Origin of the sequence: Enterococcus sp. DIV0086 (genome assembly GCF_050498705.1) — a bacterium.
Taxonomy (GTDB): Bacteria; Bacillota; Bacilli; order Lactobacillales; family Enterococcaceae; genus Enterococcus; species Enterococcus faecalis.
In genome coordinates this window covers 74,897-89,276 of the sequence record NZ_JBNIDN010000002.1, presented here as the reverse complement: position 1 = coordinate 89,276, position 14,380 = coordinate 74,897, and the positions used below count along the sequence as shown (strand labels likewise).

Below are 14,380 nucleotides of genomic sequence, written 5' to 3'. Positions count from 1 at the left end.
ATGAGTTATGTTTTAGGTATAGATTTAGGTACAAGTTCATTAAAAGGATTATTGGTATCTGAAATAGGAGATGTCATCGCTACAGCTTCATCAGATTATCCGTTGTTTTCTTCAAGACCAGGATATAGTGAACAAAATCCAAGCGATTGGATTAAGGCAATTGAAAATGTAATTAATGATTTATTGAGTAAAATCCCCGAAATGAGAAAAGAATTAAAAGGAATCAGTATATCTGGTCAAATGCATAGTTTAGTACTATTAGACAAGAATAATGAAATAATTCGTCCTGCTATTTTATGGAATGATGTACGCACAACGAAACAATGTGATTATATTATGAATTGTATGGGTAGGGAAGTACAGGAAATCACTAAAAATGTTGCTTTAGAAGGTTTTACTCTACCCAAAATTTTATGGATTCAAGAAAATGAAAAAAAGAATTGGACTAAAACGAGGCATATAATGTTACCTAAGGATTATTTGGTACATTGGTTAACTGGTTGTTATTCTACGGATTATTCAGATGCGGCTGGAACGTTAATGCTAGATGTTAAAAAGCGCGTTTGGTCCAAGATAATTCTCGATAAGTTTAATATTCCTGAGGAGTATTTACCAACGGTATTTGAATCTTCAGCTAAAGTTGGTAATATGAGAAGTTCATTATTTAATAGATTTGGATTAGAAACAAAAGTGGAAATTTTTGCAGGTGGTGCTGATAATGCTTGTGCGGCTATTGGAGCTGGGATAGTTAGTTCCGAATTAGCGATGCTATCAATTGGTACTAGTGGGGTCTTTTTGTCAATGGAAGACGATTCTGAGAGCGAATATCAAGGTAATCTCCATTTATTTAATTCAGCTTTACCTAATTCTTATTATTCCATGGGAGTAACATTGGCAGCAGGTAATTCTTTAAAATGGTTTAGAGATACATTCGCTAAAAATGTGGAATTTTCTGACTTGTTAGCTAATATTGATGAAGTAATGGTAGGAAGTGAGGGATTGATTTTTACCCCTTACATAAGAGGAGAAAGAACACCGTATCAAGATAGTCAAATTCGAGGTAGTTTTATTGGTATCGATAGTCGACATAGCATTAAACATTTTAAACGATCAGTTATTGAAGGAATAACTTTTTCATTAAAAGAATCTAAGATAATCATGGAACAAAGAAAAAATTTGAATATTAAAAAAATTATCTCTGTAGGGGGAGGATCGAAAAATCAAGAATGGCTTCAGATACAGGCAGATATTTTTGGTATCCCTATCACTACATTGGTAACAGAACAGGGGCCTAGCCTAGGGGCTGCAATATTAGCAGTTATCGGTTGTGGTATGTGTACAGACGTTGATAGTTGTATTGAAATGTTTGTGAAATACAAAAAAGTATATCAACCAATTGAAAAAAATGTATTGATATATAATAAACTCTTTCAAATATATAGTAAAGTATATTCTGCTACTAAAGAGATTTGTTACCAATTACAAGAGTAAATTTTAAACAATAAAGTAGACAGAAAAAAGCATATTTTTAGTGGGATTTCCAATATTTTTTTTCTTTTATTTTTGGAAAACGCATATCAATTGCTGCATAAGATCTTCTAAGATTATAAAAACTCTCGATATATTTAAAACAAGCAAGTTTGATTTCTTCTAACGAAGAGAACGTATGGCGTTTCAATTCTTCATGGTTCATCCATTTAAGAAAGACTCAGCCACCTCGTTGTCTCCCAGATAAGCTAATTTTGAGTAGGATGGAACAATTACTAATTTTTCTTGAAGCTGTTGAAGTTGGTTCGAAAGATATTGAGATCTCCTATCATAGTGGAAAATGACTGAGCATGCAAGTTTTCTTCTACTAACAGCTTTTTTCTAAGATATCGCAAACGAGACTAGCTGTCATTTTATTGTAAACATTCCAGGCAATTACTTTTCGAGAAAAAAGATCGAGAATGACGCAAAGATAAACAAACCCATTTTTTACTAGAATATAGGAGATAGTACTTATTCATGCTTTGATGGGCTGCCTTGTTTTAAACTGTTATTGTACTAAATTTGTATAAGTCAAAGAAACCGTAGGTTTTTGATAACGGAATTTTGGTTTTACGGTCGCCGTTTTTGGTAAGTTCATTGATTTGATTAGACGGTGCACTCTGTCGATACTAATTGAAACGCTATGTTCACGTTATAAAAGAATTTGCATTTTTGCAGCACCTATTCTGTGTAAACCTGAAGAATCAACCGTTCCGTTTTAGTTCTTAATTTTCAAGAAAGCGAGGGGAAGGTTTTCTGTTATTATATTTATAAAATGTACTACGATTGACTTTCAGCACACGAAATAACTTAGAAACAGTGTGTTCTGATTGAAGTAAGAAAATAACTCTTAGTCGTTGGTGGCGTGTGGCATAAATGTGGCAATCGCTTTTTTTGAAATAAGATTTTTCTCTTCTGAAGCAGCCTTTTGTTTTAAGAGTTCTATCACTTGGTTAGCAGCAAGAAGCGCTCCGGATTCCTCGATTTCAGAATAGAGTTTGATCCATCGTGAGATAGTTGTTTGTGAAATCCCATATTCTTTGCATGAACTAGATTGAGTTTTCCCGCCATGATAAAGATTAACCAAGCTTTTCTTGAAATCTTCATCGTATTTTTTGTAACGGGATATAAGAGTTCTCCCTTTCATTATTGTGTCTACTTATAGACAGTAAACCATTAATAAAATGTCTACTTTATTAGTATATATCCGCATGTTGTGTCAGATAGTCAGCCTATTGAGATTGCTAATACTAAAGATGGTGAGAGCATGGTTATGATTAATAAAAGTTATTGGAATTTCTTACAAGAAACAATTTATTTACAAAATACGGGAGTTTTAGATCGTACTAGATACTTCGAAAATGAGGAAAGTGAAATTGATTGGGATACACTATAAAAATGTTGGAAAAGGTAATGGGATGATTTATATTAATTATCTCAGCTTTACTGGGAATTTGTTAACCAACTGGAAAAATACTCAAGATTTAGATCCTCATACATTTGATTATATAAGAGTAAATATTAAATGGAATTGTGGTATCTGATTATCCTGGAGGAGCTCTAATATGGGAAATTGTTGGTCGTAATTTTGGATGGTGAGAAAATTAGGCTATCCTTTTTTATTTTTTCAAATATAAAAATTCTAGTTAACATAAGATGTATTATTCAAAGTAGTGTAAAAGGGCTGAATGATAAGATTAAGAGCAAAAATTATACTTGTTAAAGAAAATTATTCGTTTTTTAGTGATATTTAAGGAAGTTTAAATGATTAATAACTTACATTGTTCGTTTTTGATTTTTTATTTATGTATAATTATCATTAGATTCACGTTCATGAAGCGTTTATGTAGTAGACTTACATATTCTTAATGACCAAATTAAGTGCGTGACTGTACGGATGTTTTATTTTATAACGGTTACGTTTCTTTTTAGATTTTTGGGATTAAAAGTAATAATTTTTCGGCAAATCCAGATAACAACATGCAAAAAGAGCTGATATCAGCTCCTATTGCATTATTCATTAAAAGCATCAGAATATTTTATTGTTCCACTAATTGAATCTAGTGCATCATCATATAATGGTTTTATCATAAATAGTTCATCGGAGACATCAAAAGGTGCCTCGATATTGTATTTACTCGCTGGCATATAGCCAAATCTAGGATAATAATCGGGATGACCAAGAATGCTGATGAATCGATAATGCATTTCTGTCGCTGCTTTTTCTAACTCTATTAAGATTTTACTTCCTATTCCTTTATTTTGATGATTAACTGCCACATCAAGTGGAGCCAAAACTAATCCCACATGAGGAACATTGTCAGAATCAATAATTTCTACTTCACTTAATAATCCATGACCTATTATAGAGCTATCATTGTCAACAACAACCATTTCTAAAGCAGGAATGTATGTGGTACTGGCGCGTATCTTATCAACTAATTCAGCTTCGTTACCATATCCATGCTCCGTATGCTCAAAAGATTCTCGAATCATTTTAGAAACTATTGAAAAATCTTTTTTATCTATTTTTCTAATTTGCATGCTTTGTACTTTCCCTTCTATTAATAAGTTTAAATTTTAAGAAGCTATATGCTTACCAAAAGTAAACATAAGTTTGCAAACAAAAATCTACTTCAATTATTGCTTTAATAGTAACAACTTATTTTAAAGGTTTCAATAACATAGCTATAGAACTAAAATATCCTTTAGTACCTATTTACATTATATTCCGTTTAATTCCTGTATAAGGACCAGCACCCTGATATTCTAGCTGTAATACTATTTAAGAAACAGAAAATCCCTCTATTAAAGTTATTTTAATAGAGCTGTGTTTTCTACTTGATAACTATCTATGTCTTAAGTGTTGTGAATTAATGACTAACTATATTATTCTAAATGACCACGAAATAAAATATTAGGTGTAAATGATTTACTTTCTTGTTCTACGTCAGAAATTATGTGTGTAACGAGGAGTTCACCAATTTCAGTTAAACGAAAATCGATAGAAGAAAAGTTCAAAGTTTGACTATATGGTGTGTTTCCTTCTCCAATAATTTGATAATCTTCTCCATGTTTAATCTTATTCTCGTTAAAAGCCTTAATAACACCGGCTGCTATTTGATCACCGCTCGTATATATTATTTCAGGAACATTTTGAGATTTTGCCAAATGTTTACCTAACTGATAACCATCATCAAAGCTTTTAATTCCAATGAAAAAATCTTTATTTTCTATGGGCTCAGTAAAATGATTTTGGAAAGACTTAATTTTATTTAGAGAGCTTTTACTAACCTCTGGTGATCGTTCTAAAGTAAACACAGTTCTTTTCTTACCTAACGTTTTTAAATGACCAAATAAAGTTTTATACGCAGCAGTTCTATCAGGATAAATCATAGTTATATCTCTGTTATCTAGCTTTTCAGCAGAGACTATTTTCCCATATTTTTGTAAATCTATAATTATATTTTCTGGAGCATTTATGGAAGCTAGAATTAGACCGTCTATGACTTTACGACGAAACATTTCATAGTAGGTTTTTTCAGTAATAAATTCATAATAACTAGGCAATACCATAACATGATAGTCTTTTTCTTTTGCATTTAATAAAATCGAGTTTAACAGTTCGTCATAACAATTATCATATGCGGGCAACAAGACACCTAGAGTATATGTTTTTCCAGTACTAAGACTAATAGCATTACCGTTCGGAATATAACCTAACTCGTCTGCAATTTTTTTAACACGTTGTCGTAACTTATCAGAAACATATTTTTCATCATTTAATACTCGGGAAACAGTCGTTTTTGAAACTCCAGCAATTTTTGCAATATCTGAAATAGTATGCATTTTTTTCTCCTTGACTTGGAACGCGTTCCATAAATTATAGTAATCTTACAATAAATTTTACAAAATAAACAGGAAGAAGTGAATATCAAATGGAAATTGAACATATCGGACTTTGGGTAAACGATTTAGAAATGATGAAGGATTTTTATACAGCTTACTTTAACGCTACTGCAACTGAACTTTACCATAACTCTAGAACAGGCTTTCGTTCTTATTTTTTAATTTTTAAAGATGGTGCCCGTTTGGAGATTCAAAATAAATCTGGATTAGTTGATGGTAATAATTTTTCTTTAGTTTTTGCTCACCTAGCAATTAAAGTTGGTGAAGTATCAGACGTAAATCGAATGACTACGCAATTCATTAAAGATGGATTTGAAATATTAAATGGCCCTAGGTGGACTGGTGATGGTTATTATGAATCTATAGTAAAAGATCCTGAAGGAAATCTACTAGAATTAACCATTTAAAAAAAGGTAATTAAATTATTTTTATTTGGTATAGAAGTAATATTATTTAATTCGAACGATTTATTAGGAATTTAAAATTAAGAAACTATACTATCCTTTAGTAACATTTATAATTATTTAGAATTAGTTATGCACTAGCAGATACTTTTACTGAAACAAAAAAGACTTGAATTTTAAGTCTTTTTTGTTTTTTTATTAATAAGTTAGCAGCTGTAAATTCTTTTGAATATACGAGAAGAGTCCTGTACCATATTCAAAAATCTTCCAAGTAACCCCTAAGTATTCAAAAGACCACCTTTGTCCTCCAAAATAATTATCGAAAACCTGCTTTTCGATTTCATTCAGTGGAATCATTCTTAATTTTCCACGATCACTGCCAGTAAGACTCTTCAAGACCAAAGTATCTCCTTCAATTGTTAAACGTACATAGATCAATTGATTACCTTTTTCTCCTTGTATTTCGATATTTGTAAACATTTTCTTCCCTCCTCTATTTTTACAAATTTAGAATAAATGATGAAACTGGTTCCATAGCAAGGAAAAAATATAGTTTTTTTCTTATTGTTCAAGTTTAAATAGAATAATCTATTTAAATACCTAATAAATAATACAAAAAACCCCTAAAAGTTAGATTTTTATATCTAACTTTTAGGGGTTACTGCATATAAAAAAATTTTTCTATTCTATAAATTTTTTTAATTATTAGATATTCAATCATTAAGGATAGCTTCTATTTCTTTTTGGAACGAAAGTTTACCATAAAAATCATCTTGGATTAGTTCTGGAAAAATATTTTCAAAAAAATATTCGACACTACTTAGCGTTCTATATTGTTTTACGGTTATTACTGCATCGAAAAACATATCCTTAAATACATTATCTGGATTTGATTTAGAAATTTCTTCGTATGATTCATACATTAAGTCTATTTTATCTGCAACGGATAAAATTTGACCTTCCAAAGTATCATCTTTTCCTTCTGAAAGTCTTCTTTGATAAATTTTTTGAAACTCATTAGGAATTTCTTGATTTATAAAAGCTTCTGTCATGCTTTCTTCAACAGAAGCTAACATGCTGCGTAATTCTTTATTAGCATATTTCACTGGTGTTTTTATATCACCAATAAATCTTTCCGTATAATCATGATTTAGACTCTTTTCATAGAGAGTTTGCCAATTAATGTTATTCCCGGACAACTCTTCTATATCAGCTAAAGTTTGAGCAATCATTGCTACTCTAAATGAATGAGCAGCTACCGTGTGTTCAGTAAATTTAAAAAAACCTGGAGCTCTCCTTATTTTTTCTAAATTTGCTAATCCTGTTAAAAATGCATTCAATCCCATTACTAAATCATCTCCTGAAATGTAGACTCACTTTTTTGCCTATTATATCACAAGAGAATAGACAGTTATTGTAGAAAGCAAATATTAATCACAACTTCAATTACTTTTACACTTAAAAATTCGTGGAAAGAAGGTTGATAAATTGTGATCTTAATATAGCTAGTTAGAAAAACTTCGAAAAGTATCTTTTCGACTAACATTATCATATACTTGTAGTAATATAAAAAAACCGACCAGAACAATCTAATCGGCTTTTATCTAATTTTATTTTTGTGTATATTGTCTCTACGTTTGGTTATTTAATTTTAGCCTAAGTAACTTGTCAATTTCTGTGATAATAAGAATGACAATGCCTGATACAATCGAAATACCCCAGAGAATTATTGACATCTCAGAAGTGTGAAACAAAGACTGCATAAATGGGACATAGGTCAAAATTATCTGAAGAACAATCATAATCAAAATTATTACAAAGGCTTTTGGATTACTAAAGAAACTTTTGGATATTACCGGCTGACTAGTACGAATATTGAATAAGTAGAATATCTTACTCAATACAACAACATTAATCATCATAGTACTAGCAACTGCTTGGCTAACACCTTTTGCTAATAACCATTCATATGAAATAATACTTATCAGAGCCATCAAAACCGATACGTAAGCCATTTGCCATATATCATGATTGTTTAACAAACGATTCCCATTTTTACGTGGTTTTCTATGCATAATCCCCTTTTCAGCAGGCTCAAAGATAAAAGCAAACTGAATTGTAATTGCTGATACCATATTAATCCATAATAATTGTGTTGGTTGTAATGGCATTTCTTTTTGCGTCAAAATTGTAAAAGCAATGATTAAACCTTCAGCAAAAGATGTTGGCAGAAGGAATAATATGCTCTTCTTGATATTATCGTAAATTCTTCTACCTTCTCTGATGGCTACAGACATTGTTCCAAAATTATCATCTGTTAGAATCATATCCGCAGAATCTTTTGCAACATCAGTTCCGTTCATTCCCATGGCTACACCAATATCTGCTTTCTTTAGAGCGGGAGCATCATTGACACCATCACCCGTCATTGCAGTTACTTTTCCACTTTCTTGTAAAGCTTCTACAATATCCATTTTATTTTTTGGTGTGGTTCTTGCAAATACTTGATTATACAACACTGCATTCTTAAACTCTTCGTGTGACATACTGTCAAGTTCTGCACCAGTGACCACGTTTATCTTAGAAGCTAAACAAAGTTTTTCGCCTATTGCTTTTGCTGTTAAAGGATGGTCACCCGTTATCATCTTGACATGCACACCCGCACGATTCATTTCTTTTAAGGCATGAATAACTTCTTCTCTTGGAGGGTCAATGATTCCAGCAATCCCCAGTAAATCTATACCCTGACTAAGTAATTCATGTGTCACTTCCCCAATATCTGAAGAGACTTTTTTGAATCCAACAGCAACAACTCTTTTTCCTTCCTCAGAAAGTTCTGATACTTGTTGGAACCAATATTTCTCATCAAATGAAGAATCAAAAGATTGTGCCATTGGAAAAAGTTTATCGGGAGAACCTTTTATAAAAATAATCCGTTCTTTGTGACTATTTTCAACAAGCTTTGCCATGTATCGATAGTCTGAGTCAAATGGTAACATGTCTATTTCTTCATAGTCTGGTTTCTTAGGATAAGAATATTGCTTATAAAACAACGTTAAGAAAGAACCATCTGTAGGCTCTCCATTAATTGTCCAACGGTCCTCTTCTTTTACCAGCACCGTATCATTAGCTTCAAACCCAGCTTCTAAAAACAATTCAAGTTGGTTATCGACTATAACTGGAGAATCATTATGAAGAATCTCTCCTTTGGGTTTGTATCCATCTCCTGTAACTTGAAGATATTTTTTGTAAAAAATAATATCTTTCACAGTCATTTCATTTTTAGTTAAAGTTCCAGTTTTATCTGTAGCTACAACATTTACAGAGCCTAATGTTTCTACAGCAGGCAAGGTCTTAACTATTGTATTCTTGTTCTTAGCCATATCACTCACACCCATTGCTAGAACAACGGAAGTTGTGGCTGGTAATCCCTCAGGGATAGACCCCACAATCATTGTAACTACGGCAAGAGATAGCACTGACAAAGAATAAGTCTCTAAAATCAAACTAAAAATAAACAAAGCTACTGCTACCCCCATGATGACATAAGTAATTCCTTTACCTAAGCCATCTATCTCTTTCATGAGTGGAGTTTTTCTAGTTTCCGTATTATTAACATCAGTTGATATTTTTCCTATTTCAGTCTTTTCACCAACTGAAGTTACAACTCCTATGCCACTACCAGAAGTAACAGAAGTTGAAGCAAAAGCTAAATTAACTCTTTCAGCAAGTGGTATGTCTTTCGTTTCTAAAGATTCTTCAGTCTTCTTTACAGAATCAGGTTCACCAGTCAGAGCAGATTCTTGGATCCTCAAATTATCGGCTTCAACGATTCTCAAATCTGCTGGAACATTATCACCAGCTTCTAAAAAGACAACATCACCAACAACCACTTCTTCGGAAAGAATATCTTTTCTGATCCCATCTCTATACACAGTTGCCTCAGAAGATAGCATTTCTTGGATTCGCTCTAAAGCGTCTGAGGCACTTGCCTCTTGATAATAGCCAATCATTGCATTGACAATAACCACTAATGCAATAATAAGGGCATCTGAGATATGTCCCATTATCAATGTAAGCAATGCCGAAAACAATAAAATATAGATTATCATGTTATTAAATTGTCTAATAAGTAGTTTCCATTTTGGTATCTTCTTTGACTCTAATTTATTTAATCCGTACATTAACAAACTTTCTTTAACTTGTTTATCTGTTAAACCATTTTCTAAATCTGATATATTGTATTTTCTTAATACCTCATTGATATTTAATTGGTATATTTTTTTTTCTTCCATAAATTATTTTAATCCCCTATCTTAATATAGTTAAACACAAAAAAGCCCATCTATTACTATCCTGGTAATGAAAAGTAATTTTTGATGCACTACTGTATTCTTATTCAATTAAGAAATAGGATAAACATACTAAAGTTCTCTGCTCACCTTCTATCGAGTCACTTGTCAATTAAACCACCTCCTTTGATATAAATATAAGAATACAGAATTATGAATAACTTTGCAAGCTTTTACTTGAAACTAACAAATAAAAACTTACGTTGAATAATTTACATTTAAATATATATAACATAATAACTAATGTATTTAAGATACTAAAATTTGGCTCATTTTATTTGTATATGTTAAAATTCTATTATGTAAAGTATGTTATTCACTTCTTTACAAATCTATCTTAGTCTTAGACAGTCGGCGGAAAACGACTGTCTATTTATCTGGTGAAGTATTTTAGGTATGTTTGTTCAGTGGTCGACTAGACAGGAAAAAAGAGCGATTCTAAAAAGAATCGCTCTTTATTAGTTAGTAGTAAAGCGTCCTAGGTAATCCACGTTGAAGTCAAAGTTAGATTCAGTAATGAAATCAAAAGAACCTTGACTACTCCATTGCCAAGCGGCTGTATCTGTGAGCAATAAGTTATTAGCACTTGGGTTCGCTGTCCATTCTGCCACCCAACTATTTTCTTCGCCTAAAACGTCATATTTCATCCAATTATCAATGTTGCGTGGTATAGCCTATAGGCAATGTAGAAACAGGTTAAACCATGCCATATACTCATACTTAAAAATAAAACGAAGTATCCAACATTTAATGCTGAAGTTTTACTTTTAAATAATTTTTTTTAATTAAGAAAAATTATATGCATATATACATAATCGCGAAATCAAAAGATAAGGTCATGTGCTAGCGATTCCAAAATTCTTTTATATTACAGCGTAAAAAAGATTATTAAAGTTTATTGATGTGACATATATCCCATTAAATAGCTAACCCTTAAATAATAATTAGTAATAAACTTATATAAAAAACTTAAAATAAATAAAGGATTCTTATATTGAGAAAATATAAATATTTTTCTGGATTAGAAGTTTTTATATCTTTAAAGCGATTATATAGTTGGAGATGTATAAAAATTATAAGATTAGTGCCTATTATAATTATTTTTAATTACAAATATTACAAAAAATTATTTAAAAATTAAAAAAATAGGTATGTATCTTGGTATAATTTGGTTAGAAATTTTAAGTATAAACAATGCGGGAAGAAGGATTGTTGCTGTATTTTGTTGAAGTAATCCCGAAAGGCTTTGAAAATAAACAATGTGCAGAGACACTTAATATATGATTAATTGACGTTATTAGGTTACGTAAAAGAAACTGAAACACTTTCAAAATGAAAAACAATATTTATTTAAGCGTATAATTACAAATAAAATAAAAGTTAGTATAGAATATAATTTTTATAAAATAAAACCAGTCCGTGTAAAAAACAAAAAGTGTTATGAAATGAAGCTTATTCTTGATAAAAAACCTTATTGAATAGCATTTGATTTAAATAAAGATAAGATTAATGTATTCTTTATTAGTTCAAGCCTAGTAAAAAAGATGTTTGACAAAGAAGTAAAAAAACTATGTAAAAATAAATGAAAACAAAAAAACAGTGTAATACTTATTTATCAAATTATCATAGGAGAATAATGATTATGAAGATTATTGATAAAAAGCAATTAAAACCGTATATACGTTCTTCTTTAAAGAATGATTGTGCTATAAAAATTTACACATTTAAAAAAGATCGATCTATCGTATTGATCAAAGACAGAGATAAATATCTAATATTAGAGAACGGATTTTATAAAAGAGAATTTAGATTTTTGATAAAAAACGAAGCAATTAAATCTGCTTTAAAGTTAGCGTCTATAGAATTTAAAAATAGCCGTAAATTATATGTTATCACTCGTTATTAAAATATTTCTCTTCCCTTTGGTTAAGATATTCAATTTGCCTTTTTCTTGATATTTACCTTATAATTCACCACCAAATAGATTTTTTAATTTGGTAAATAATATAATTACTCCGTTTACATAATGAATCAAGATGTATTTTTTACGCTGTTATTACACAGAGATTTATTTATTTTGTTAAAATATAATCATTAACAAAGTAAAATAAAAAGTCTGAATTATAACATAAAATTCAACAAATAATCTTTTTTATGACAACTTATCATTGATAAAAAAACTAAAAATAAAACTAAATTCAGCCGTTTAAATACTATATTATATAACTAGCTATCAAACAGACTGTAATTCTCTTAGTTCTTTTTTTCCTAAAACAAAAGCCGCTTGGAGGACAATTAATCCAAGCTACTTTTGTTTTTCTTATTTAATTTATAATTCATCAACGTTGTATTCGGTATATCCCTCATAATAATAGCTAATATCAATACCCTTCATGAAAATTTCTCTATCATTAATCTTATCAGTTAAAGCACTTGAGATTAAGTGTTTGATTTCCAAATCTTTAACTGGGCTTCTTTCCATTGCAGACAAATAATCTTCCTTATCGATTAAGTTCCAGTCAACAACTTGCTTTAATTCTTTTTTTAGAATTAGATCTAACCATATTCTGGTTGCTCTGCCATTACCTTCACGAAAAGGATGCGCAATATTCATTTCAACATATTTGGCTACAATCTCATCTAAAGTACTTTGTGGCATTTTATCTATATGTTCTAAAGAGACTTTTAAGTACATTACTGGTGCAAAGCGAAAATTTCCTTTAGAAATATTTTGACTTCTTACTTTACCAGCAAATTCATAAATATCTTCAAATAAATAATTATGGATGTAAGATAGCCCTTTGAATGTTCCAACTTCTACTCTTTCAATATCTTTTGAGTCATATAATCGTTTTGCTTTTTCTTTACTAATACGCTCCTCAACTCTGTTTAATTCAAGTTGGTTAGTAATGCCTAATTTGTTTTCTAGCAACTAAAATCACCGCCTACTAATTATTAATCTTCTTTTTCAATGACTCCTTCAACTTTTATACTAAGTTTTTCAATGTATTTTAACACGAAAGTTACATAACAATCAAAAAAATAGAGATACTTACTATCCAGCTTTTCTCCAGTAATATTCCCCTTTTCTCTTATGGTAAAAATAAACTCAATGCCCTTTTTTGAGATACGGTACATCATCATGATAAACTTTTTTGTTATTACATATAAGATGTTAATTTAGATAGTTTTAACAATGAACGCTTGTAAAATATCTAATTTACTAGTTTCGTTATTAAGTTCCGCATGTTTAACAATTTGAATTTTTCTTTCAGATGAAATTTTTAATAACCCTATTTCTTCAGGAAGATTTTTAGATGCAAGTGATAAAATATCTTCAGGAACAACTATCCAACTATAATTAGTTTTAGGATTTAAAATTATATTGTTGAGGTTGTTATATGATAAAACTATTTCAATGCTATGTGTATTTATTTCTTGTGTATATTTACTAGATACGTTTTCTAGCATCAAAAAATCTAAAGTAACTGATCTTATTAATAACGAAGAATAAAAAGAAAAATTAGGAACTAACCTATAAATTGATTTTCCTTTGTGATATGAATTCTTAGTACTTTGTAACCAGGAACTATCTGATAATGCAAAAGAAAAATCAGATATAGTAAATATTTGTTCGTCACTACTATCAATTTTAGAGTATCGATTTTTTTTAACTATACCGCCACCCTCTTTAGCTTGTATCGCTTTAATAGTTGCCCAAGTATTTAATAAGTCAGATCGCTTAATCTCTTTTGATAAAACTTTTTGCATTAAGTCATCCTTTATTTGGCTATTTCCTTGACTAATTTTTTCTACCAATTCAAAATTATCTGGACTGACTTCTACATCCTCTATGTTAGGAACATTAACTCCCCTACCTGCTGCTCGTTGCTGGTATTCAAAGTATATTTCTCCTGCTTTTTTTCTTTTCCATATTAGCGATTCAGTTACTCCAGCTACATATGCCAAATGTTTAATCCACCGTGTGAAAGAACTATACTCATTACGCCATAATTTATTATATTCTACTTCTCTTATGAGCTCGTATAGACGTACCCATGAATGGGTATCCTTAGCCAATATTTCTTCAATTTCTTGTTCTATTTTTCTTAGGTTCAATTTTTGCTCCTTTCCATCTATTTACTATAATACGTTATAGTAAATAGATGTTATAAAAAGAAAGAA

Annotated in this window: 13 protein-coding genes; 3 read left to right on the top strand and 10 right to left on the bottom strand. The window is 30.3% G+C overall.

Annotation, left to right across the window (positions count from 1 at the left end):
* Complete coding sequence (xylB, locus tag IGI63_RS14400) at positions 1-1,491, top strand: xylulokinase (RefSeq protein ID WP_429976061.1); 1,491 nt, start codon at positions 1-3, stop codon at positions 1,489-1,491.
* Positions 1,492-1,855: 364 nt separating this feature from the next.
* On the opposite strand, the gene IGI63_RS14395 is transcribed toward xylB, so the two are convergent.
* The 4 genes from IGI63_RS14395 to IGI63_RS14380 form a co-directional block, all read right to left on the bottom strand.
* Positions 1,856-1,987, bottom strand: coding sequence for a DDE-type integrase/transposase/recombinase (locus tag IGI63_RS14395; RefSeq protein WP_429976299.1), 132 nt, complete (start codon positions 1,985-1,987; stop codon positions 1,856-1,858).
* Between the two features lie 393 nt (positions 1,988-2,380).
* Positions 2,381-2,677, bottom strand: a complete 297-nt coding sequence (locus IGI63_RS14390) for a transposase (RefSeq protein WP_429976060.1) — start codon at positions 2,675-2,677, stop codon at positions 2,381-2,383.
* Between the two features lie 866 nt (positions 2,678-3,543).
* Positions 3,544-4,074 carry a GNAT family N-acetyltransferase gene (locus tag IGI63_RS14385; RefSeq protein WP_429976059.1) on the bottom strand — a complete coding sequence of 177 codons (531 nt, stop codon included), beginning with the start codon at positions 4,072-4,074 and terminating at the stop codon, positions 3,544-3,546.
* A 345-nt stretch (positions 4,075-4,419) separates the two neighbouring features.
* Positions 4,420-5,379 carry a LacI family DNA-binding transcriptional regulator gene (locus IGI63_RS14380; RefSeq protein ID WP_033601060.1) on the bottom strand — a complete coding sequence of 320 codons (960 nt, stop codon included), beginning with the start codon at positions 5,377-5,379 and terminating at the stop codon, positions 4,420-4,422.
* Between the two features lie 89 nt (positions 5,380-5,468).
* Between IGI63_RS14380 and IGI63_RS14375 the strand changes: the two genes are divergently transcribed.
* Positions 5,469-5,846, top strand: coding sequence for a VOC family protein (locus tag IGI63_RS14375; protein WP_429976058.1), 378 nt, complete (start codon positions 5,469-5,471; stop codon positions 5,844-5,846).
* Between the two features lie 195 nt (positions 5,847-6,041).
* Here the strand turns inward: IGI63_RS14375 and IGI63_RS14370 are convergent, their stop codons facing one another.
* The 4 genes from IGI63_RS14370 to IGI63_RS14355 form a co-directional block, all read right to left on the bottom strand.
* The gene (locus IGI63_RS14370; protein ID WP_016622482.1) at positions 6,042-6,323 is read right to left on the bottom strand and encodes a hypothetical protein; all 282 of its coding nucleotides are present in this window, start codon (positions 6,321-6,323) and stop codon (positions 6,042-6,044) included.
* Positions 6,324-6,556: 233 nt separating this feature from the next.
* Positions 6,557-7,189 carry a YfbR-like 5'-deoxynucleotidase gene (locus IGI63_RS14365; RefSeq protein WP_033601058.1) on the bottom strand — a complete coding sequence of 211 codons (633 nt, stop codon included), beginning with the start codon at positions 7,187-7,189 and terminating at the stop codon, positions 6,557-6,559.
* Between the two features lie 285 nt (positions 7,190-7,474).
* The gene (locus IGI63_RS14360) at positions 7,475-10,138 is read right to left on the bottom strand and encodes an HAD-IC family P-type ATPase (protein WP_429976057.1); all 2,664 of its coding nucleotides are present in this window, start codon (positions 10,136-10,138) and stop codon (positions 7,475-7,477) included.
* A 515-nt stretch (positions 10,139-10,653) separates the two neighbouring features.
* Positions 10,654-10,842 carry a hypothetical protein gene (locus tag IGI63_RS14355; protein WP_429976056.1) on the bottom strand — a complete coding sequence of 63 codons (189 nt, stop codon included), beginning with the start codon at positions 10,840-10,842 and terminating at the stop codon, positions 10,654-10,656.
* A gap of 995 nt (positions 10,843-11,837) precedes the next feature.
* On the opposite strand from IGI63_RS14355, the gene IGI63_RS14350 reads away from it, so the two are divergent.
* A complete protein-coding gene (locus IGI63_RS14350) occupies positions 11,838-12,101 on the top strand; it encodes a hypothetical protein (RefSeq protein ID WP_429976055.1) in 264 nt (87 codons plus the stop codon).
* 423 nt (positions 12,102-12,524) lie between these two features.
* Here the strand turns inward: IGI63_RS14350 and fic are convergent, their stop codons facing one another.
* Together fic and IGI63_RS14340 are read right to left on the bottom strand one after the other, a co-directional pair.
* The gene (fic, locus tag IGI63_RS14345) at positions 12,525-13,127 is read right to left on the bottom strand and encodes a protein adenylyltransferase Fic (RefSeq protein ID WP_429976054.1); all 603 of its coding nucleotides are present in this window, start codon (positions 13,125-13,127) and stop codon (positions 12,525-12,527) included.
* Positions 13,128-13,375: 248 nt separating this feature from the next.
* Positions 13,376-14,314 carry a hypothetical protein gene (locus tag IGI63_RS14340; RefSeq protein ID WP_429976053.1) on the bottom strand — a complete coding sequence of 313 codons (939 nt, stop codon included), beginning with the start codon at positions 14,312-14,314 and terminating at the stop codon, positions 13,376-13,378.
* Positions 14,315-14,380 lie beyond the last annotated feature (66 nt).